The sequence below is a fragment of the Roseomonas sp. AR75 genome (assembly GCF_005222815.1).
Lineage (GTDB): Bacteria > Pseudomonadota > Alphaproteobacteria > Acetobacterales > Acetobacteraceae > Falsiroseomonas.
The window spans coordinates 306,364-326,795 of record NZ_STGB01000002.1; the positions used below are offsets into that span (position 1 = coordinate 306,364).

Consider the following 20,432-nt stretch of genomic DNA (forward strand, 5'->3'; position numbering starts at 1 on the left):
TTCGGCCGGCGGCCGCCGCGATACGCGATGCGGGGGACTACGCCACGATCACCAGATCGGTGTCCGCAAGCGTCGGCCTGCTGTCGAGCGTGGCGATCGCCACCGCGGCGATCCCTCCCGTGCCGTCGGCATCCCATTCCAGCACGCCGGTCGCCTTGGTGTAGATGAACTGGGCGACCGCGCCGGCCGGCGCATTCTGGGAGAGCGTGACCGACGCCAGGCCACCGAAGCCGCTCGCGAGGAAGGCCAGCTTGTCCTCCGCCGGGCGGAAATCCACGACCCTGTCCCCGCCCTCCAGCGGGCTCAGCCAGAGGAATTGATCCAGCCCACCGCTGCCGGTGAGCGTATCCGCGCCGGACCCGCCTTCCAGCGTGTCGCCCGCCTGGCCGCCGGACAGCCGATCATGCCCGCCCAGGCCGCGCAGATGGTTCGCGCCGCCATTGCCGGTCAGCACGTTGTCCAGCGCATTGCCCGTGCCCGAGAGGTCGCCGCTGCCGAGCAGCGTCAGGTTCTCCACGGCGCCGGGCAAGGTGTAGCTGATGGCGCTCAGCACCGTGTCGATGCCGGAGCCGACCAGTTCGATGATCAGGTCGAGGTCGCCGATCAGGTAGGTGTCGTCGCCATTCCCGCCGTCGAGACGGTCGACGCCCTCACCGCCCACCAGGCTGTCGGCGCCTTCGCCGCCCTGCAGCGTGTCGTTGCCGACGCCGCCATTCAGCGTGTCGTTGCCATCGTAGCCCAGCAGGCGATTGTTGCCGACATTGCCGAGGATGAAGTTGTGCTCCGCATTGCCGTCGCCCCGCACATTCGCGGTGCCGTTGAAGCGCAACACCTCGATGTGGTCGGGCAGGGCGAAGGTGGCGTTGGCGATCACCGTGTCGTTGCCGCCGCCCGCCTGCTCGATCAGCAGGTCGGTGGCGTCGATCAGATAGAGGTCGTTGCCGCCGCCGCCGATCAGCGTGTCCGCGCGCCCGCCACCGAGCAGCGTGTTCGCCGCGCCATTGCCGGTGACGACGTTGTTGAGGTTGTTGCCGGTGCCGTCGATCGCGGCGTCGCCGGTCAGCACCAGGTCCTCGAGATGCGCGCCGAGCGTCCAGCTGATGGAGGAATGCACGGTGTCGGCGCCGCCGGTGCGTGTCTCGGCGATGCGGTCTGCCGGGTCCTCCACGCCATAGGCGTCGTTGCCGGCGCCGCCCACCAGGCTGTCCGCGCCCGCGCCGCCATCAAGACTGTCATTGCCGATGCCGCCGGCGAGCGTGTCGTTGTCGGCACCGCCGGAGAGCGTGTCGTCGCCCGCGCCGCCAAGCAGGCGATCATTGCCGGCCAGGCCAAGCACCGCGTCGTCGCCGGCGAGCGCATCGATCGTGTCGGCCGTTGCCGTGCCTTCCAGCGCATCGTCGCCGGCGGTGGGCCAATTGGTCCCGATCAGCGTGTCCGCGAAGACGAGCAACTCGATGCCGAGCAGCGTGTCCGCGCCCTCCGGCGAGCCTGCGCGGAGGTCCGTCACCGCCAGGCCGCCGCCGGCAAGCAGGGAGATCGCGTAGTCGGCCTGCGTGCCGCCGAACACCGCGGTGTCAAATCCCTCGCCGCCGTCAAGCCGGTCGCTGCCGTTGCCACCCGCGAGGCGGTCATCGCCCGTGCCGCCCAGCAGCGTGTCGGATCCGGCGTCACCGGTCAGCGTGTCGGCCTCGCCGCCGCCATCGAGCCGGTCGTTGTCGATCCCGCCGGCCAGGAGATCGCCGCCGAGCCCACCGCCGACGTCGAGGCGTTCGAATCCCGAGAAGGCGATATGGACAGCGGCGCCGCGCCGGATCTGCCCGTTCGCGGCATCGAGCACCAGCGCCACCGTCTCGGCGGAGAGCGAGACGACCAGCGTGTCGAGCCCGTCGCCACCCTGGGCGCTGCCGCCGCCGCTGCCGAGGTCCACGAGGTCGTCCCCCGCCCCGGCATTCACCGTGTCGTTGCCCGCGCCGGTGCTGATGCTGTCGGCGCCGCTGCCGGTGCGGATGTTGTCCGCGCCGCTGCCGGTGGCGAGCTGGAACCGCTCCACGCCGCTGAAGAAGGTGTAGCGCCCGAAATCCTGGAAGACGCGGCCGGCATAGCCGCCGCTGACCGTGTCCGCCGCGAAGTCGCCATTGCCGGTGCCGAGAAACACAGCGCCCGTCGCACTGCCATAATCCAGCACCAGCAGGTCGTCGCCCGCGCCCGCCGCCCAGCTGTCCAGGCCGACACCGCCGCGGAAGGTGTCGTTGCCGCCGAACGTCGTGATGACATCGTTGAACACGACGCTGGCCGAGGTGGTGATGTCGCGCGCGCCGTCGCCGAGCCAGCGCAGGTTCACCCCCTCCACGTCGCGCAGCTGCAGCGAGCCGAGGTCCTGCCATTCGTCGCTCGCCAGGTCGAGCGCGCGCGCCGCGTCGCCGCCCTCGACGGTGGCGGCCAGGTAGTCGCTGCCTGCACCCGCATCGACGGTATCCGCGCCGGTCAGCGGATTGATCGTGTCGTTGCCGTTGCCGCTGCTGATGCTGTCCGCGCCGTCCCCGGTGCGGATGTTGTCCGCGCCGCTGCCGGTGGCGAGGTGGAACCGCTCCACGCCGCTGAAGAAGGTGTAGCGGCCGAAATCCTGGAAGACACGCCCGGCATAGCCGCCATTCGTGGCATCCGCGCCGAAGTCACCATTGCCGGTGCCAAGGAAGACGCTGCCCGCGGCGCTGCCATAGTCCAGCACCAGCAGGTCCTCGCCCTCGCCCGCCGCCCAGCTGTCCAGGCCGACGCCGCCGCGGAAGGTGTCGTCGCCGCCGAAGGTCGTGATGACGTCGTTGAACACGACGCTGGCCGAGGTCGTGATGTCGCGCGCGCCGTCGTTGAGCCAGCGCAGGGTCACGCCTTCCACGTCGCGCAGCTGCAGCGAGCCGAGGTCCTGCCATTCGTCGCTCGCCAGGTCGAGCACGCGCCCCGCCTCGCCGCCCTCGACGGTGGCGGCCAGGTAGTCGCTGCCTGCACCCGCATCGACGGTATCCGCGCCGGTCAGCGGATTGATCGTGTCGTTGCCGTTGCCGCCGCCGATGCTGTCCGCGCCATCGCCGGTGCGGATATTGTCCGCGCCGCTGCCGGTGATCAGGTGGAACCGCTCCACGCCGCTGAACCAGGTGTAGCGGCCGAAATCCTGAAAGACGCGCCCGGCATAGCCGCCATTCGTGGCATCCACGCCGAAGTCGCCGTTGCCGGTGCCAAGGAAGACGCTGCCCGCGGCGCTGCCGTAGTCCAGCACCAGCAGGTCCTCGCCCTCGCCCGCCGCCCAGCTGTCCTCGCCGAGACCGCCGCGGAAGGTATCGTCGCCGCCGAAGGTGGTGATGACGTCGTTGAACACGACGCTGGCCGAGGTGGTGATGGCGCGCGCGCCGTCGCCGAGCCAGCGGAGATTCACGCCCTCCGCGTCGCGCATCTGCAGCGAGCCGAGGTCCTGCCACTCGTCGCTGTCGAGAACGAGGCTGCGCCCAGCCTCGCCGCCCTCTACCGTGGCGCGCAGGTAGTCACTGCCGCCGCCGGCATCCACGGTGTCGGCGCCGATTCCGCTGTTGATCGTGTCGTTGCCGCTGCCGGTGCCGATGCTGTCCGCGCCATCGCCGGTGCGGATATTGTCCGCGCCGCTGCCGGTGATCAGGTGGAACCGCTCCACGCCGCTGAACCAGGTGTAGCGGCCGAAATCCTGGAAGACACGCCCGGCATAGCCGCCATTCGTGGCATCTACGCCGAAGTCGCCGTTGCCGGTGCCAAGGAAGACGGGGCTCGTCGCGCTGCCGTAGTCCAGCACCAGCAGGTCGTCGCCCGCGCCGGCCGCCCAGCTGTCCTCGCCGAGACCGCCGCGGAAGGTATCGTCGCCGCCGAAGGTGGTGATGATGTCGTTGAACACGACGCTGGCCGAGGTGGCGATCTCGCGCGTACCGTCGCCGAGCCAGCGCAGGGTCACGCCTTCCACGTCGCGCAGTTGCAGCGAGCCGAGGTCCTGCCACTCGTCGCTCACCAGATCGAGCGCGCGCGCCGCGTCGCCACCCTCGACGGTGGCGGCCAGGTAGTCGCTGCCTGCACCCGCATCGACGGTATCTGCGCCGGTCAGCGGACTGATCGTGTCATTGCCGTTGCCGGTCGCGATGCTGTCGTCACCATCGCCGGTGCGGATGTTGTCCGCGCCGCTGCCGGTGGTGAGCTGGAAGCGGTCCACGCCGCTGAAGGAGGTGTAGCGCCCGAAATCCTGGAACACGCGGCCGGCAGAGCCGCCGCTGACCGTGTCCGCCGCGAAGTCGCCATTGCCGGTGCCGAGGAAGACGCTGCCCGCGGCGCTGCCATAATCCAGCACCAGCAGGTCGTCGCCCGCGCCCGCCGCCCAGCTGTCCAGGCCGACACCGCCGCGGAAGGTGTCGTCGCCGCCGAAGGTCGTGATGATGTCGTTGAACACGACGCTGGCCGAGGTGGTGATGTCGCGCGCGCCGTCGCCGAGCCAGCGCAGGGTCACCCCCTCCACGTCGCGCAGCTGCAGCGAGCCGAGGTCCTGCCACTCGTCGCTCGCCAGGTCGAGCGCGCGCGCCGCGTCGCCGCCCTCGACGGTGGCGGCCAGGTAGTCGCTGCCTGCACCCGCATCGACGGTATCCGCGCCGGTCAGCGGATTGATCGTGTCGTTGCCGTTGCCGCTGCTGATGCTGTCCGCGCCGTCCCCGGTGCGGATGTTGTCCGCGCCGCTGCCGGTGGCGAGGTGGAACCGCTCCACGCCGCTGAAGAAGGTGTAGCGGCCGAAATCCTGGAAGACACGCCCGGCATAGCCGCCGCTGACCGTGTCCGCCGCGAAGTCGCCATTGCCGGTGCCGAGGAACACAGCGCCCGTCGCGCTGCCATAATCCAGCACCAGCAGGTCGTCGCCCGCGCCCGCCGCCCAGCTGTCCAGGCCGACGCCGCCGCGGAAGGTATCGTCGCCGCCGAAGGTGGTGATGACATCGTTGAACACGACGCTGGCCGAGGTGGTGATGTCGCGCGCGCCGTCGTTGAGCCAGCGGAGATTCACGCCCTCCGCGTCGCGCATCTGCAGCGAGCCGAGGTCCTGCCACTCGTCGCTCGCCAGGTCGAGCACGCGCGCCGCATCGCCGCCCTCGACGGTGGCGGCCAGGTAGTCGCTGCCTGCGCCGGCATCCACCGTGTCGGCGCCGGTGCCGACATTGATCGTGTCGTTGCCGTTGCCGCTGCTGATGCTGTCCGCGCCGTCCCCGGTACGGATGTTGTCCGCGCCGCTGCCGGTCGCGAGCGAGAAGGCCTCGACGCCCGTGAAGCTCGTGTAGCGCCCGAAATCCTGGAAGACGCGGCCAGCATAGCCGCCGTTCACGGCATCTACGCCGAAGTCGCCATTGCCGGTGCCGAGGAAGACGCTGCCCGTGGCGTTGCCGTAGTCTACCACCAGGCGGTCGCTGCCCGGGCCGCCATGCACCGTGTCGAGCCCCGCCGTGGTGGCGAGCGTGTCGTTGCCCTCGCGCCCCTCCAGACGGTTGTTCGACGCGTTGTCGGTGATCAGGTTGTCCCGCGCATTGCCGAGCACGTTGCGCGCGCCGGTGACGACGAGAACGAAATCCTCGATCTCCGCCGCGCCGTTCAGCGCGCCGTCGAAGGTGGTCGGCGCCGCGCTGCCGGCGACGAGGCGGAGCGTGTCGCGCCCGCTGCCCTGCGATTCCACGAAGATGTCGTCGCCGCCATCGGCCAGGAACACGTCGTCGCCCGCGCCGCCGACGAAGGTGTCGGCGCCGTTCGCGCCCTCCAGCGTGTCGGCCGCGTCGGTGCCGGTGAGCCGGTTGGCCAGGGCATTGCCGGTGCCGAGACGGGCCGCGCCGACCAGCGTCAGGTCCTCGACCGTCGGCGTCGCGAGCAGCGAGAAGTCCACATGGCTGATGACATGGTCGTGGTCGCCCGGCAGGCCGGTCTCGATCACCACCTGGTCGGCGCGACGCACCACGAAGGTGTCGTTGCCGGCGCCGCCGCGCAACTCATGCGCGCCGCTGCCGCCCACCAGCGTGTCGGCGCCGAGGCCGCCCTCCAGCGCCTCCGTGGTGCCGCCGACCAGCAGGTCGTCGTGGTCGCTGCCCTGCACGCTCTCGAAGCCGGAGACGACATCCACCGCGCCGGCGGCATCGCGCGCCGTGCCCGTGGCCACCGCCACGCCGCCCGCACCCTCGATGGTCTCGGCGCTCAGGTTCAGCGTCACGCCGGTGGACAGCGACAGGAAGGAAAGCAGGTCCGCATCGCCGCCGCCCGCCAGCGTGTCGGCGCCGTCGCCGCCATCGATCGTGTCGGCCCCAGCCTCGCCCTCCAGCAGATCGGCACCCGCACCGCCCGCCAGCGTGTCGGCGCCCTCGGCGCCCAGCAGCACATCGTCGCCGTCCTCGCCGAGCAGCCTGTCGTCGCCCTCGCCGCCGGCGATTGTGTCGGCCTCCTCGCCGCCGTTCAGCGTGTCGTTGCCGGCCGCGCCGTCCAGGCTGTCGGCGCCGGCTTCGCCGATCGCCCAGTCATTGCCCTCGTCCAGCGTCACGGTGTCGTTGCCGCCGCCGGCGCGCACCTCGTCGTGGCCGGGGCCGGTCGCGACGAGATCCCCGCCGCCGCCGGAGACGACGCGGTTCGTCCCGGTGCCGGCGAGCAGGATGATGTCGTTGCCCGCGCCGGTCTCGATCTCCTCGATGCCGAGCAATGCATCGATCCCGCCCAGCCCGTCCGTCGCCCCGCCATCGCCAAGCGCGTCCAGCGTGACGACGACATCGCCGCCGCCCTGGAACAGCGCGCGATCGCTGCCAGGGCCGCCATCGAGCGTGTCGTCGCCTGGGCCGCCTTCCAGCGTGTCCGCGCCTTCGCCGCCCGAGAGCGAATCATCGCCCTCCGCGCCCGTAGCGCTGTCCTCGCCGCCGCCGAGCGTCACGGCATTGTCGAGCGCATTGCCCGTGATCGCGTCGTCGCCGCCCAGCGCATCCATCTCCACCTGGTGCGGCGTGAGGGTGCGGATGTCGGCGTCCGGCGTGCCTTCCCAGAAATTCTCCCAGTTGACGACGTAGGTCTCGCTCAGCGGGGCGAAGGCAGCATCCACCGCGAAGGCGTCGTCGTAGAGGTAGAACTTCGCGAAGTCCCAGCCTTCCGCCGAGGGGAAGCTGCCGCGGAAGAGCGGGCCGAAGTCGAAGCCGCCGCCATTGTTCTGCGGGTCGCCTTCCGCGGTCTGGCCGAAGACGGTGAGCTCGGCATTGCCGGCGAACCAGTCATGGTCGATGCGCGCGGAGGCGACGAGCCCCGACTGGTTGCGGAAGCTGCCGACGAGACTGTAGGTCGCCTCCACCGCCATCGTGCCCCAGCCGCCATCGGGCGTCGGGATGTCGAAATCCTCGCCGAGACGACCGGTGACGACGTCGCCGAATTCGGTCTCAAGCCGGACGTCCACATGGCTGGCGTCGAAGGTGAAGCGCTGGCCGAATTTCAGCGCCAGCACCGCGGCCGCGCTCAGGATCGTGTAGCCGAGCTCCAGGCGGAAGATGCCGGTGTCGATGGTGAGGTCGCCCTCGAGCTGGATCGGCAGGCCGAGCGAGGCGAGCAACTGGCTGATCGCGCCATCCAGGTCGAGCTGGATGTCGGCGAAGGGCACCGCCGAGGCGCCCTCCGAGACGAGGTCGGGCAGGTCGTCATCCGCGACCAGCGCCGAGGTCCCGGTGTCCACGCGCGACGGCAATTGCAGCGTGCCGCCGAGCAGGCCTGGGATCAGCGAGACGTAGAGCGGATCGAGGTCGCCGCCATCGATGCGGAACAGGTCCTGCGTCCGCGGCCCGGTGGAGAAGCCGACGCCCTCGATCGCGGCGGAGGGATCGTTCACGCCCGCCCATTCGAGCGGGATGTCGAGGCGCACGCCGGTCAGCGCGGCGGCGAGTTCCCAGTCCAGCCCCAGGCGGAAGAAGCCGCCCGCCGGGTCCGGCCCTTCGGTCTGCATCGCGCCGCCAAGCACGCTGAAGCCCGAGGTGTCGAAGGCGACGGGCGCGTTCAGGAACAGCGAGTCGGACGGCGCATCCACCGCCACCCCATAGTCGACGGAGGCGGCGCCCAGCCCGAGCTGCAGCTCCGCGAAGAGCCCGGCGTGACCACTGATGTTCCCGTCCAGCGTGACCATGGCACCGGGCACGCCGAGCACGGGGACGCTGACATCCTGGTCCAGCGCGATACGAAAGGCGTCCCACCGGAAATTGAGATCGGTCGGCGCACCCAACGCCCAGGTGGAGAAGCTGGCCGCGCTGAAGGACAGTATTGTCATCCGAGAACCAACAATGTGATGAAATGCCGCAGCCAAAGCCGCACTGTTTGGGCAGCGATATTGATACAAGATCGCTCAAGAATCAAGACGTCCGACGAGCGAGTGGTTCTTGATCAGATGCGGTTCTTCGCGGTCCGGCGGCTGCGCTCGGCCCTGCCCTGGGTTCCGGGCGCTCGGTGCGCGTTTCGCGTCACGCGCCCATTCTCGACGCTCACCTCGCCGGCCTGTATGCCTGGGACGGCATGAGCAGCCGCGGCGCGCCAGAGGATCACCAGGTCCAGCACAAGAACCACGACGCCTATTTCGTGCCCGGCCTGCAGCGCGGCCTCCGCGTGCTGGAAGTCTTCGCCACGAACCAGCGTCCGCTGACCATCACCGAGATCGCATCCGAACTCGGCCTCACCCGATCCGCGGTCTTCCGCCTTGTCTACACGCTGCGCCACATGGGCTTCCTGGAGGAGAGCAGCCAGCGGCTGTTCACGCTGGGGCCGCGCGTGCTGAACATCGGCTTCTCCTTCCTCGCCTCCAAGGACATCATCGAGACGGCACGGCCCGAGCTGGAGGCGCTGCGCGACGAAACCCAGGTTTCCGCGCATCTGGCGATCCGCGACGGGCGGGACGTGCTCTATCTCAGCTGCGTGCAGACGCGCTCCGGCTTTCTCAGCAACATGAATGTCGGCGCGCGCGTGCCTGCGCATGCTTCCCCGATGGGCTGGCTGCTGCTGTCGGACCTGCCGGCGGAGGAACTGACGGCCCTGCATCGCGGCGTGGATCTCGCGCCCCTGACCGACAAGACGCCGCGCTCGGTGGAGGCGCTGGCGCAGGCGGTGCGGCGGGCCGGCCAGGACGGCTTCGCGATCAGCCGCGGCGTGATGGAAGCGGGCGGCAGCTCGGTCTGCGCGCCGGTGCGCGACCGGCGCGGCCAGGTGGTGGCGGCGATCGACATCTCCGGCCCCGATTCCGCCTTCGACCTCGACGCGCTGGAGACCCGCTACCTGGATGCGGTGCGGCGCACCGCCGGGCGCATCTCCGACCGGATCGGCTGAGTCAGGCCGCCTCGGCCTGCTTCAGGCACTGCCCGATCGCCTGGCCGAGGATGGCGACGATCTCCTCGATCTGCGCCTCCGTCACGATGAAGGGCGGCGCGAGCAGCACATGGTCGCCATTCACGCCATCCGCGGTGCCTGACGAGGGGTAGCAGATCAGCCCCATCTCCTGCGCCGTCGCCTTGATGCGCGCAGCGAGCCGCAGCGAGGCATCGAAGGGCCGCTTCGTCTCCCGGTCCGCCACCAGCTCCAGCGTCTGGAACAGGCCGCGGCCGCGGATCTCGCCGACATGCGGGTGCTGGCCGAAGACGTCCTGCAGGCGGCGCGCGAGCAGCGCGCCGCGTTCGCGCACGGCGTCCAGCAGATGCTCCGCCTCGATGGTGCGGATCACTTCCAGCGAGGCGGCGCAGGCGACCGCGTGGCTCATGTAGGTGTGGCCATGCGCCAGCACGCCCGATCCCGTCTCGATGGCGCGCACCACGCGCTCGCTCGCCAGCATCGCGGCGATCGGCTGGTAGCCGGCGCCAAGCCCCTTGGCGATGGTGATGATGTCAGGCGCGATCCCTTCCTGCGTGGAAACGAACCAGTCGCCGCAGCGGCCCATGCCGCACATCACCTCGTCGGCGATGAGCAGCACGCCGTGGCGGTCGCAGATCCTGCGGATGCGCGCCAGGTAGCCGGGCACTGGCAGCACGGTGCCGAGCGTGGCGCCGCCGATCGGCTCCACCACGAAGGCGGCGACGGTCTCCGGCCCCAGGCGGTGGATCTCCGCTTCCAGCTCATCCGCGACGCGCCGGCCATACGCCTCCGGCGTCTCGTCGTCGCGCTGGCCGCGATAGGCATAGCAGGGCGCGATCTGCGTCGTGTCGATCAGGATCGGCGCGTACAGCGCCCGCCGCCCTTCATGGCCGCCGACCGCGAGCGCGCCGAGCGTATTGCCATGGTAGCTGCCGCGGCGCGAGATGAAGCGGCCGCGCCGCGGCTCGCCGCGCTCGACGAAATATTGCCGGGCGAGCTTCAGCGCCGCCTCGACCGCTTCCGAGCCGCTGCCGAGGAAGGCGACGCGCCCCTGGCCGAAGCCGGGCGGCGCGCGGTCGATGAGCGCCTGCGCGAGCGCCTCGCTCGGCTCGTTCGTGAAGAAGGAGGTGTGGATGTATTCGAGGCGGTCGAGCTGCGCGCGCACGGCGGCGACGATGCGCGGATGGTTGTGGCCGAGGCAGGACACCGCCGCGCCGCCGCTGGCGTCGAGGTAGCGGCGGCCTTCGGAGTCCAGGATGCACGCGCCTTCGCCCGCCACGGCAACCGGCGGCGTGCGCCGGAGGTCGCGGTGCAGCACGGCGGAGCGGCGTCGGGGGTCGAGGCTGGTCATGCCCGTCCTGCCTGTTGACGTTGGTATGGGAAACACGGTTTCATGGATCAAACAAGTGTCCATGAGGTGCCGATGCGGATGCGCCTTTCGGCGAGCCGACCGGGGCGGTGCAGAGCGGGCGGCGCGCGCCTGCTGATGCGGCGCGCCCATGGGCGCTGAAGCGCTGCGCATCGCCGGCGTCGCCCGCGGTCCCGCGGTGACGATCCAGGTCGATGGACGCGCGGTGCCCGCCTTCGCCGGCGAGAGCATCGCCACCGCACTCTGGGCGGCCGGCATCAGGCGGCTGCGCAGCAGCCCCGGCGGCGCGCCGCGCGGCATGTTCTGCGGCATGGGCGTCTGCCAGGAATGCGTCGTCGAGGTGGATGGAGCGACCATGCCGGCCTGCCAGGCGCGCGTGGCCGATGGCCTGGTGGTGCGGCTCGGTCCGGCATGAACGCGACGCCGGGCTTCCGCCACGATCTGATGGTGCTCGGCGCAGGCCCGGCCGGCATGGCGGCAGCGACGGAGGCCGCATCCAGCGGCCTGTCGGTCGCACTGCTCGATGAGCAGGGGCAGGCGGGCGGGCAGGTGTATCGCGCACCGCCTGCGGAGTTCGGCGCAATGCCGGCTTCGCCCGACGCCCAGCGCGGCGATGCGCTGCGCGGCGCGCTGGCGCGGAGCGGCGCGCGGCACCTGCCGCTGCGCCGCGCCTGGTTCGTGGAGCCGGGGTTCCGGGTGCATGTCGTCGGACCCGATGGTCCCGAACTGCACGAGGCGCCACGCCTGATCCTGGCGACAGGCGCATATGAGCGCGTGGTGCCCGCGCCGGGCTGGACGCTGCCCGGCGTGGTCGGGCTCGCCGCCGCGACGGTGATGCTGAAGGCGGAGGGGCTGCTGCCGGGCCATCGCACGGTGGTGGCCGGCGCGGGCCCGCTGCTTGCCGCCGTCGCCGCGGGTATCCTGAAGGCGGGCGGCGCGGTGGCGGCGGTGGTGGATCTGGCACGACCGGGCGACTGGCTCGCGCGCCTGCCGGCGCTGGCGTCGCGGCCGGACCTGTTGGCGCGTGGCGCCGCGTGGCGCGCGCGCCTGGCCGCAGCACGCGTGCCGGTGCTGCACGGCCATGCCGTGGTCGCGCTGCATGGCGACGCTGCCCTGGACGCGGTCGAGATTGCGCCGGTGGACCCCGTCACCTGGGCGCCGCGCGCGGAGGGCCGGCAGCGCATCGCCGCGGATGCCTGCGCGCTCGGTCACGGCCTGGTGCCGGACACCGCGATCACCCGCCTGCTGCAATTGCGCCACGTCTTCCGGGCCGAGGCCGGCGGCTGGATCGCCCAGACCGACGATGCACTGCGCGGCAACCTTCCCGGGGTCTACATCGCCGGCGACGGTGCCGGCATCGGCGGCGCTGCCGCGGCGGAATCGCGCGGGCGCATCGCAGCGCTCGCGGCCGCACTGGATGCCGGGCGGCTCGACGCCGCCGCGCATGAGGCGCGCGCCGCCGCGCCGCGTGCCGCGCGGGCGCGGGCGGAACGCTTCGGCGCGGCCATCGCCACGCTGATGCAGCCACGCCCCGGCCCCTATGCCGCGATCCCGCAGGACACGGTGGTCTGCCGCTGCGAGGACATCACGCGCGCCACGATCGAGGAAGCACTGGATGCCGGCGCGCGCGACGTGAACCAGGCCAAGGCCTGGACGCGCTGCGGCATGGGCCCGTGCCAGGGCCGCATGTGCGGCGAGACGCTGGCCGAGCTTGTCGCGCTGCGCATGGGCGGCCGCGAGGCGGCCGGGCAACTCACCGGCCGGCCGCCGCTGCGACCGGTGCCCTACGACCTGCTGGTGGGCAGCTTCGACTACGATACGCTCGACCTGCCCGCGCCCGCACCAAGCTGAAGGAGGAACGCTGCCATGGCCCCGCTCAAGGGTGTGATTCCCGCGCTGACCACGCCGTTCCACCCGGACCTGTCGCTCGACCTGCCGGGCTTCGCGCGGCTGGTCGAGGCGGTGATCGCCGACGGCGTGGACGGCATCCTCGTCAATGGCTGCACCGGCGAAAGCTGGGCGCTGACCGATGCGGAGCGCCGGCAGGTCTACCGCACCGCCGTCGCGACGGCGCGCGGCCGCGTGCCGGTGGTGGCGGGCTGCGGCCACATGCTCGCCGCGGATTCCGCGAAGAAGACGCGGGAAGCGGCGGAGGATGGCTGCGACGCCGCGCTGATCCAGCCGCCCTGGTACATCCTGCCCGGCAACGAGGAGGTGATGGACCACTTCGCCGCGGTACTGAAGGAAACGCCGCTGCCCGTGGTGATCTACAACATCCCCCGCCGCACCGGCATCAACCTGACGCCGGAGATGTGCGACCGGCTCGCGGATCATCCGAAGGTCGTGGCCTTCAAGGAATCCTCGAAGGACTTTCTCCTGCTGCAGGACATCATCCGGGCGGTGGGTGATCGCGCGAATGTCTTCGCGGGGTATGCGTCGCTGCTGGGGCTTGGCGCGCTGGCCTGCGGCGCGGTGGGCTACATGGACAGCACGACGCCGGTGATGGGGCGGCTCTCGGCGGATTTCTACCGCGCCGCGACATCCGGCGACCTCGCTCAGGCGCGCGCGCTGCAAGGCCGCATGGCGGCGCTGACCAAGGGCTTCTTCGGCATCGGCACCTTCCCCGCCGGCGTGAAGGCCGCGCTGGAGATGCTCGGCCGCCCCGGCGGACCGACGCGCCCGCCGATCCGGCCGCTGGATGCGGCGCAGAAGGCGCGCATCCGCACGGCGCTGGTCGGCGCCGGCCTGCTGGAACAGGCGGCGGCGGCCGAGTGATGCGATACGACGCGCTTGTCATCGGCGGCGGGGTGATGGGCGCGGGTACCGCGCTCGGCCTGGCGCGCGGCGGCATGCGCGTGCTGCTGCTGGACCGCAAGGGGCTGGGCACCGGCGCCTCCGGCGTCAATGCAGGAACGCTCTCGTTGCAGATCAAGCGCGCGGCGCTGGTGCCCTATGCGCTGCGAGGGCGCGAACGCTGGGCGGCGGCGCAGCGGCTGCTCGGCGTGGACGTGCAGTACCGCATGACCGGCGGGCTCACGCTCGCCTTCACCGAGGCCGAGGCAGCGACGCTGCAGCTGCGGATGGGCGAGCGCAAGGCGGCGGGCGTGCCGCTGGAGATCATCGGCGGCGACCGCGCGCGGGAGATGGAGCCGGCGATCGGGCCGCGCGCGATGATGGCGTCCTACTGCGCGATCGATGGCTATGCCGACAGCACCGCGACCGGCCGCGCCTATCGCCGCGGGCTGCTGGATGCCGGCGTCACGCTGCATGAAGGCGATGGCGTGGTCGCGCTGGAGCGCAGCGATGCCGGCTTCGAGGTCCGCACGACGCGCGGCGCGCAATTCTCGGGGCGTCGCCTGGTGCTGGCGGCCGGCGCCTGGACGCAGCGCCTGGCGCGCATGCTGGGCGTCGAGCTGCCGATGGTCGTGCGCTTCAACCTGGTCTCGGTGACCGAGCGCACGCGCCGCCTGGTGAAGATGACGATCGGCCATGCCACGGGCCTGCTGACGCTGAAGCAGTCGGACAATGGCACGATGCTCGTCGCGGGCGGCTGGCAGGGCCGCGGCGACCAGGAGCGGGACGAGACGGAAATCGTGCCGGAGAACCTGATCACCAATCTGCGCCTGGCCGCAACGGCGCTGCCCGCCCTGCGCCGCACCCGCCTGGTCCGAAGCTGGATCGGCTACGAGGCGCATGTGCCGGATTTCATGCCGCTGGCCGGCGCCATGCCCGGCGTGCCCGATGCGTGGCTGCTGGCCTGCGTGCGCGGCGGCTACACGATCGGGCCGTATCTGTCGGAACTGCTCGCGACCCGGATCCTCGGTCAGGAGCCGGAGCTGCCACTGTTCGATCCCGGCCGCTTCAACTCGGTGACGGCGGGCGCGGCGGTGGCTGCATAGGTTGGAAAACAGGAGGCACGTCATGAAAGAGAACGCTACGATCCCGATGCGGCGGCGCACGCTGCTGGCGGCAGCCGCCGCGCCGCTTCTCGTGCCGCGTGCCGCGTCGGCGCAGGCCTGGCCTTCGCGGCCGATCACCATCGTCGTGCCCTATGCGCCGGGCGGCGGGTCCGACGCCGCGGTGCGCGCAGTCGGCCCGTTCATGGAGCGTGTGCTCGGCCAGCCCATCGTGGTGGAGAACCGCGCCGGCGCCGGCACCTCCATCGGCTCGGCCTATGTCGCGCAGGCGCGGCCGGATGGCTACACGCTGCTCGCCGGCGCGACGCCGCTGGCGGTCAATCCGGCGCTGCAGCCGCAGCTGCCGCCGAAGGAGCCGATGAAGGATCTGGCGCCGATCGGGCCGATGTACCGCAGCATCTTCGTGCTGCATGTCCACAACAGCGTGCCGGTGAACAGCCTGGCGGAGTTCATCGCCTTCGCCCGCGCCAACCCGCGCGCCATGACCTATGGCAGCGCCGGCGTCGGCGCGCTGAACCACCTCGCGATGGAGCTGCTCGGCTACCGCGCCGGGGTGCAGCTGGAACACGTGCCCTATCGCGGCACCGGCCCCGCGCTGATCGATCTGCGCGCCGGGCGAATCAAGTCCATGTTCACCTCGCTGCTGGAAGGCGGCCCGCTGATGGAGGAGCGGATCACGCGGCCGCTCGCCGTCTCCTCCCTCACGCGCATGTCGCAGCTTCCGCAGGTGCCCGCGGTGGCCGAGACGCTGGAAGGGTTCGACGTGACCTTCTGGCAGGGCCTCTTCGCACCCGCCGGCACGCCGGAGCCGATCATCGCGCGCCTGGCGGAGGCGCTGCGCGCCGGCACCACCGATGCGGCGCTGACGAAGCGCTATGCCGATGCCGGCACGCCGCTGCTGGTCGGCGGTCCGGCGGAGCAGGCGAAGCTGCTGGCCGATGACACCGCAGTCTGGGCGCGCGTGGCGCGCGAGACGAACCTCCGGCTCGATTGAGGACGGCATGACACGATTGACGCGCGAGACCGCCTTCGGCCCGATCCCCGCCGTCGTCACGCCCTTCACCGAGGCGGGCGAGATCATGGAGGACGCGTTCCGCGAGGTGGTGGAGCGCCAGATCGCCATCGGCGCCGGCGGCATCTGCGTCGCCGGCGACAACGGCGAATCCTGGACGCTGGACGCCGCGGAGCGCGGGCGGCTGACAAGGCTGGCCGTCGAACAGGCGCGCGGGCGCGTGCCGGTCATCCTCGGCGCTTCCGCGCCCACGGCGCGCGGCACCATCGCCTATGGCCGCGTCGCGCTGGAGGCGGGCGCGGCAGGGCTGCTGGTGATGCCGCAGCCCTATGTGCTGAAGGCGACGCGCGAGGAACTGCTGCGCCGCTTCGATGCGCTGGCCAAGGCGGTGGACCTGCCGATCGTCGCCTACAACACGCCGCGGCGATCCGGCATCGACCTGACGGTGGACGACATCATGGCGATCTGCGACGCGGCGCCGGTGGTCGCCATCAAGGAAAGCAGCCGCGACTTCTTCCACCACACGCATCTGCTGCACCGGCTGCGCGATCGCATCTCCGTGCTCACCGGCCCGTCGCACTACATCCTGCCTTGCGTCGCGCTGGGCGCGCGCGGCTTCATCGCCACGGGGCCGGAACTGCTGGGCAAGGACTGCGCGCGGATCATGCCGCTCGGCGCGGCCGCGCCTTCCGACGAAGGGCGGGCGATGCACCAGAAGCTGACAGTGCTGTACCAGATGCTGATGGGCACCGGCACCTGGCCTGCGGCGCTGAAGGCCGCGCTCAACCTGCTCGGCTGGCCCGCCGGCGTGCCGCGGGAGCCGGTGCTGGCACTGGCGGGCGCGGAGCTCGACAAGGTGCGGCGCACGCTGGACGAGCTCGGCCTGCGATGAGCGGCCTCGTGCTGCGCGACCGCGTCGCCATCGTGACGGGTGGCGGCAGCGGCATCGGCCGCGCCATCGCGCGCCGCTTCGCCGAGGCCGGTGCGCGCGTGGTCGTCGCGGGCCGCGGGGAGGCGGCAATCGGCGCGGTCGCTGCCGAAACCGGCGGGCTTGCCTTGCCCTGCGACGTGACGCAGCTCGACCAGGTGGAAGCGCTGTTCGCCCGCGCGCGGGAATGGGGCGGCGGCTGCGACGTGCTGGTCAACAATGCCGGGCAGACCGGCCCGGTCGGCGCGCTGGCCGATGTGGACCTCGCCGCCTGGCGGGAATGCGTCGAGGTCAACCTGTTCGGCGCCATGCATTGCCTGCGCGTCGCCGCGCGCATCATGGGCGAGCAGGGGCGCGGCTCCATTATCAACATGTCCTCGCGCATGGGGCTGCACGGCTATCCGATGCGCACCGCCTACAGCGCGACCAAGTTCGCCCTGATCGGCATGACGGAGGCCGTGGCGCGCGAGGTCGGGCCGCGCGGCGTGCGCGTGAACGCGCTCTGCCCCGGCGCGGTCAGCGGCGAGCTGATGGAGCGCGTCATCGCCGCGCGCGCCGCCGCCGAGGGTCGCCCGCCGGAGGAGATCATCCGCCGCGACTACACCGACAGCGCCGCGCTGCGCCGCTGGCTTTCGCCGGAGGAGGTTGCGGAGACGGCGCTGTTCCTGGCCTCCGACGCATCCTCCGCGATCACGGGCGAACGCATCCGCGTGGATTGCGGCCGCTTCTGATGCGCGCGCTGGAAGGCTTCCGCATCCTGGACTTCAGCCATGTGATCGCGGGGCCCTTCTGCACGGCGCAGCTCGGCCTGCTCGGCGCCGAGGTGATCAAGGTGGAGGCGCCGGAGGGCGACTACATGCGCGGTCGTGGGGGCGACGACGCGCTGCGCCGCATCGGCATGGGCGATCACTTCGCCGTCCAGAACGGCAACAAGCGCTCCATCGTGATCGATCTGCAGACGGATCAGGGCCGCGCGCTCGCACGCCGGCTGGCCGCGCGCGCCGATGCGGTGGTGGAGAATTTCCGGCCCGGCGTGATGGCGCGGCTCGGGCTGGACTACGCGACGCTCGCCGCGGCCAATCCGCGCCTGGTCATGTGCTCGCTCAGCGGCTTCGGCGCAGAGGGCGCTCTCGCGGAACGGCCGGTGTACGACAACGTTGTGCAGGCCTTCAGCGGCCTGATGGCGATGACCGGCACGGCGGAATCCGGGCCGCTCAAGGCGGGCGCGCCGATGCTCGATTACGCCTCCGGCACGATGGCGGCCTTCGCCCTGACGGCAGCGCTGCTGCGGCGGGAAAGGACGGGTCAGGGGCAGCATGTCGAGCTTTCGATGCTCGACACGGCGTTCCTGCTGATGGGGCCGGTGATCTCCTCGCTGCTGAATGGCGGCCGCGCGCCGCGGCTGCATGCGAATGAGCACGCGCTGGCGGGGGCTTCCTGTTACGCCGCCGCGGATGGCGCACTGATCATGCTGGGCGCCTGCACGCAGCGCCAGTTCGAGACGCTGTGCCGGCGCATCGGCCGCGCCGACCTGCTGGATGATCCGCGCTTCGCCGATGTGCGCCGACAGGACCCGCACCGCGCCGCCTTGTCGGAGATCCTGGCTGCGGAGATGCGGCGCCGTCCCGCCGCGGAATGGGAGGCCCTGCTGGCCGACACGGTTCCGGCCGCGCGCGTGCGCAGCCTGGTGGAGGCGCTCAACGACTCCGACGCCGCCGGCCGCGGCGTGGTGGCCGAGGCGCCCTGGCCCTCCGCATCGGGCCGTGTCGCGATCCCCGTTGCCGCCTGGCGCGCCGCTGCGGACGGGCCATCGCTGGATCGCGCGCCGCCACGCCTGGGCGAGGACACGGACGCGGTGCTGGCCGAAGCCGGGCTGGAGCCGGACGAGATTGCGACACTGCGCGCATCGGGCGCGCTGGGATGAGGAAGGAAGCAGGATCATGATGCGACGACGTTCCCTCGCCGCGCTTGCGGCTGCTGCGGCGCTGCCTCTGCCGGCGCGCGCGCAGAGCTGGCCCAGCAAGCCTGTGCGGTTCCTGGTCGGTTTCGCGGCGGGCGGCACCATCGACATCGCGGCGCGGCTCCTGGCCGAGAAGCTCTCCCCGGTCTGGGGGCAGCCCGTGGTGGTGGAGAACCGCGCCGGCGCCGGCGGCACCATCGCCGGCCTCGCCGTGGCGCGCGCCGAACCGGATGGGCACACGATGCTCGTCTCCGCCGCGGCCGAGATCGTGGTCGCGCCCTATACCCAGGCAAGCCTGGCCTACAACCCGCGCACCGACCTGACGCCGATCAGCCTGATCGCGCGCAATCCCTTCGCGCTGGTCGTCACCGAGAGCCTGCCCGCCAGGACGCTGCCGGAATTGCTGGAGCTCGCGAAGCGCCAACCGCTGACCTATGCGAGCTCGGGCGTCGGCACCACGACGCACTTCGTGACGGAGCTGTTCAAGCTGCGCACCGGCGCCGATATCGAGCACGTGCCCTATCGCGGCACTGCGGCGCTGCAGGCCGATCTGGTAGCGGGCCGCGTGAGCATGGCCTTCGACGCGGTCTCCGCCATCCTGCCGCAGGTGCGCGCGGGGCGGCTGCGCGCCATCGGCGTGGCGACCGCCGCGCGCAGCCCGCAGGCGCCGGACATTCCGACCTTGTCTGAACTCGGCTTGGCCGGGTTCGAGGGCGGCGGATGGGCCGGCTTCCTCGGTCCCGCGGGCCTGCCCGCGCCCCTTGCCGCGCGGTTGGAATCGGATGTCCGCGCGGCGATGGCTGCCGGCGTCGGGCAGGAACTGGCCCGCCGCGGCTTCGATCCCGTCGGCAGCAGCAGCGCCGAGTTCCGCACCTTCATCGAGGAGGAAACGGTGCGCTGGGGCGAGGTGGCGCGCGCCGCAGGTATTCGTCCGGCGTGAGGCGGTCACTCGCGGCCGCGCGCAGGAGCATCGTGTTGTGTTGCCAGGCGGGCCAAGACCCTCGTCATCAGCAAAGGTGAGGACGAGGCCGGCCGCGCCCATGCACGTTCCGGTCCGGTGACTCATGCGTGGGCGGCGCTGCTGTCCCATACGGGCGAGCAGGACCGGGACATCGCGTGGCTGTGCGAACAGCGTTGACGAGCGCCGGGTTCACTCACGCAGCGCGTGAGGCGACGCGGATCCGCGCCTCGTTGCGACGAACTGCTCCTGGCGAGGTGACGTCGAACGCGAAATCCCCGGATCCCTGTGCCCCGCGGCACAAGCCCGACTGCGGGGAAGAGTGTGTTCCAGCGAGGATTGGCGTCCCATAGGGGATTCGAACCCCTGTTGCCGCCGTGAGAGGGCGGTGTCCTAGGCCTCTAGACGAATGGGACCCAAGGCCGCCGCAGCCACAAGGGCCGCGGGAGCGCCGTATCTAGCCTCGACCCGATCCGCGATCAAGCCGCCCCGACGGCCTCGCGATGGCCTGCGCCCGGCGGCCGCTGCGGCATGCCTCGGAGCAGTAGCGCACGGCATCCCAATCCCGCGCCCATTTGCGGCGCCAGGCGAAGGGGCGGCCGCAGGCGGCGCAGGGCTTGGTCGGCAGATGCGGCTTGGCGTGACCGGGCATGTGCCGGGCGCCTCACTCGGACGCGCGCAACGCGCCCAGCACGCGGCCGGTGCGGGGATCGAGGATCAGCACGCGCTCCCCATCCGGGCGGGAGACCAGAACGGCAATGCGGCCCTCGGCGCCAGCCACGGACAGGATCCGCGTGCCGGCCGGCTGGCCGAGATGGCTCGGGCTTATCGCCGCATCCCCGGCATTCAGGCGCTGGACGATCACCGTCACCAGGCCCACGGTGCCGGCCACGATCAGCACCCCCATGAT

At 71.6% G+C, this 20,432-nt stretch carries 14 protein-coding genes and 1 tRNA gene; 10 read left to right on the forward strand and 5 right to left on the reverse strand.

Annotated elements, in window-relative coordinates; all coding sequences use genetic code 11:
• Window positions 1–37: 37 nt before the first annotated feature.
• Window positions 38–8,314 (reverse strand): calcium-binding protein, encoded by an 8,277-nt coding sequence (locus E4T13_RS09400; RefSeq protein ID WP_137178016.1) that lies wholly within the window; start codon window positions 8,312–8,314, stop codon window positions 38–40.
• Window positions 8,315–8,556: 242 nt separating this feature from the next.
• Here E4T13_RS09400 and E4T13_RS09405 point away from each other — a divergent pair, with 242 nt between their 5' ends.
• Window positions 8,557–9,360, forward strand: a complete 804-nt coding sequence (locus E4T13_RS09405; RefSeq protein ID WP_137178017.1) for an IclR family transcriptional regulator — start codon at window positions 8,557–8,559, stop codon at window positions 9,358–9,360.
• A 1-nt stretch (window position 9,361) separates the two neighbouring features.
• On the opposite strand, the gene E4T13_RS09410 is transcribed toward E4T13_RS09405, so the two are convergent.
• Entirely contained in the window at window positions 9,362–10,729 is a 1,368-nt protein-coding gene (locus tag E4T13_RS09410; protein WP_137178018.1) for an aspartate aminotransferase family protein, read from the reverse strand.
• Window positions 10,730–10,877: 148 nt separating this feature from the next.
• Between E4T13_RS09410 and E4T13_RS09415 the strand changes: the two genes are divergently transcribed.
• The 9 genes from E4T13_RS09415 to E4T13_RS09455 are packed head-to-tail and all read left to right on the forward strand — an operon-like array spanning window position 10,878 to window position 19,504.
• A complete protein-coding gene (locus E4T13_RS09415; RefSeq protein ID WP_137178019.1) occupies window positions 10,878–11,162 on the forward strand; it encodes a (2Fe-2S)-binding protein in 285 nt (94 codons plus the stop codon).
• Window positions 11,159–12,598 (forward strand): NAD(P)/FAD-dependent oxidoreductase, encoded by a 1,440-nt coding sequence (locus E4T13_RS09420; RefSeq protein ID WP_137178020.1) that lies wholly within the window; start codon window positions 11,159–11,161, stop codon window positions 12,596–12,598. Before E4T13_RS09415 ends, E4T13_RS09420 begins: the two co-directional genes overlap by 4 nt.
• A gap of 15 nt (window positions 12,599–12,613) precedes the next feature.
• Window positions 12,614–13,522, forward strand: a complete 909-nt coding sequence (locus E4T13_RS09425) for a dihydrodipicolinate synthase family protein (RefSeq protein ID WP_137178021.1) — start codon at window positions 12,614–12,616, stop codon at window positions 13,520–13,522.
• Complete coding sequence (locus E4T13_RS09430) at window positions 13,522–14,646, forward strand: FAD-binding oxidoreductase (protein ID WP_137178515.1); 1,125 nt, start codon at window positions 13,522–13,524, stop codon at window positions 14,644–14,646. Before E4T13_RS09425 ends, E4T13_RS09430 begins: the two co-directional genes overlap by 1 nt.
• A gap of 22 nt (window positions 14,647–14,668) precedes the next feature.
• The gene (locus tag E4T13_RS09435; protein WP_240791058.1) at window positions 14,669–15,658 is read left to right on the forward strand and encodes a tripartite tricarboxylate transporter substrate binding protein; all 990 of its coding nucleotides are present in this window, start codon (window positions 14,669–14,671) and stop codon (window positions 15,656–15,658) included.
• Between the two features lie 7 nt (window positions 15,659–15,665).
• Window positions 15,666–16,568, forward strand: a complete 903-nt coding sequence (locus tag E4T13_RS09440) for a dihydrodipicolinate synthase family protein (RefSeq protein WP_137178022.1) — start codon at window positions 15,666–15,668, stop codon at window positions 16,566–16,568.
• Complete coding sequence (locus E4T13_RS09445) at window positions 16,565–17,335, forward strand: SDR family NAD(P)-dependent oxidoreductase (protein WP_137178023.1); 771 nt, start codon at window positions 16,565–16,567, stop codon at window positions 17,333–17,335. Before E4T13_RS09440 ends, E4T13_RS09445 begins: the two co-directional genes overlap by 4 nt.
• Window positions 17,335–18,528 carry a CaiB/BaiF CoA-transferase family protein gene (locus E4T13_RS09450; protein ID WP_170984898.1) on the forward strand — a complete coding sequence of 398 codons (1,194 nt, stop codon included), beginning with the start codon at window positions 17,335–17,337 and terminating at the stop codon, window positions 18,526–18,528. The genes E4T13_RS09445 and E4T13_RS09450 overlap by 1 nt, the downstream gene beginning before the upstream one ends.
• Window positions 18,529–18,544: 16 nt before the next feature.
• Window positions 18,545–19,504, forward strand: a complete 960-nt coding sequence (locus E4T13_RS09455) for a tripartite tricarboxylate transporter substrate binding protein (RefSeq protein WP_137178025.1) — start codon at window positions 18,545–18,547, stop codon at window positions 19,502–19,504.
• Window positions 19,505–19,862: 358 nt separating this feature from the next.
• Here E4T13_RS09455 and E4T13_RS09460 read toward each other — a convergent pair.
• From E4T13_RS09460 to E4T13_RS09470, 3 genes are all read right to left on the reverse strand, one after another.
• A tRNA-Glu gene (locus E4T13_RS09460) sits at window positions 19,863–19,938 on the reverse strand.
• Between the two features lie 41 nt (window positions 19,939–19,979).
• A complete protein-coding gene (locus E4T13_RS09465) occupies window positions 19,980–20,174 on the reverse strand; it encodes a DUF2256 domain-containing protein (protein WP_137178026.1) in 195 nt (64 codons plus the stop codon).
• A gap of 12 nt (window positions 20,175–20,186) precedes the next feature.
• Complete coding sequence (locus tag E4T13_RS09470; protein ID WP_240791059.1) at window positions 20,187–20,429, reverse strand: DUF6476 family protein; 243 nt, start codon at window positions 20,427–20,429, stop codon at window positions 20,187–20,189.
• Window positions 20,430–20,432 lie beyond the last annotated feature (3 nt).

What these genes read in the sequence shown, in the direction of transcription:
- E4T13_RS09400 (WP_137178016.1), bottom strand. Translation starts at nt 8,314, where the DNA reads ATGACAATACTGTCCTTCAGCGCGGCCAGCTTCTCCACCTGGGCGTTG.
- E4T13_RS09405 (WP_137178017.1), top strand. Translation starts at nt 8,557, where the DNA reads ATGAGCAGCCGCGGCGCGCCAGAGGATCACCAGGTCCAGCACAAGAAC.
- E4T13_RS09410 (WP_137178018.1), bottom strand. Translation starts at nt 10,729, where the DNA reads ATGACCAGCCTCGACCCCCGACGCCGCTCCGCCGTGCTGCACCGCGAC.
- E4T13_RS09415 (WP_137178019.1), top strand. Translation starts at nt 10,878, where the DNA reads ATGGGCGCTGAAGCGCTGCGCATCGCCGGCGTCGCCCGCGGTCCCGCG.
- E4T13_RS09420 (WP_137178020.1), top strand. Translation starts at nt 11,159, where the DNA reads ATGAACGCGACGCCGGGCTTCCGCCACGATCTGATGGTGCTCGGCGCA.
- E4T13_RS09425 (WP_137178021.1), top strand. Translation starts at nt 12,614, where the DNA reads ATGGCCCCGCTCAAGGGTGTGATTCCCGCGCTGACCACGCCGTTCCAC.
- E4T13_RS09430 (WP_137178515.1), top strand. Translation starts at nt 13,522, where the DNA reads ATGCGATACGACGCGCTTGTCATCGGCGGCGGGGTGATGGGCGCGGGT.
- E4T13_RS09435 (WP_240791058.1), top strand. Translation starts at nt 14,669, where the DNA reads ATGAAAGAGAACGCTACGATCCCGATGCGGCGGCGCACGCTGCTGGCG.
- E4T13_RS09440 (WP_137178022.1), top strand. Translation starts at nt 15,666, where the DNA reads ATGACACGATTGACGCGCGAGACCGCCTTCGGCCCGATCCCCGCCGTC.
- E4T13_RS09445 (WP_137178023.1), top strand. Translation starts at nt 16,565, where the DNA reads ATGAGCGGCCTCGTGCTGCGCGACCGCGTCGCCATCGTGACGGGTGGC.
- E4T13_RS09450 (WP_170984898.1), top strand. Translation starts at nt 17,335, where the DNA reads ATGCGCGCGCTGGAAGGCTTCCGCATCCTGGACTTCAGCCATGTGATC.
- E4T13_RS09455 (WP_137178025.1), top strand. Translation starts at nt 18,545, where the DNA reads ATGATGCGACGACGTTCCCTCGCCGCGCTTGCGGCTGCTGCGGCGCTG.
- E4T13_RS09465 (WP_137178026.1), bottom strand. Translation starts at nt 20,174, where the DNA reads ATGCCCGGTCACGCCAAGCCGCATCTGCCGACCAAGCCCTGCGCCGCC.
- E4T13_RS09470 (WP_240791059.1), bottom strand. Translation starts at nt 20,429, where the DNA reads ATGGGGGTGCTGATCGTGGCCGGCACCGTGGGCCTGGTGACGGTGATC.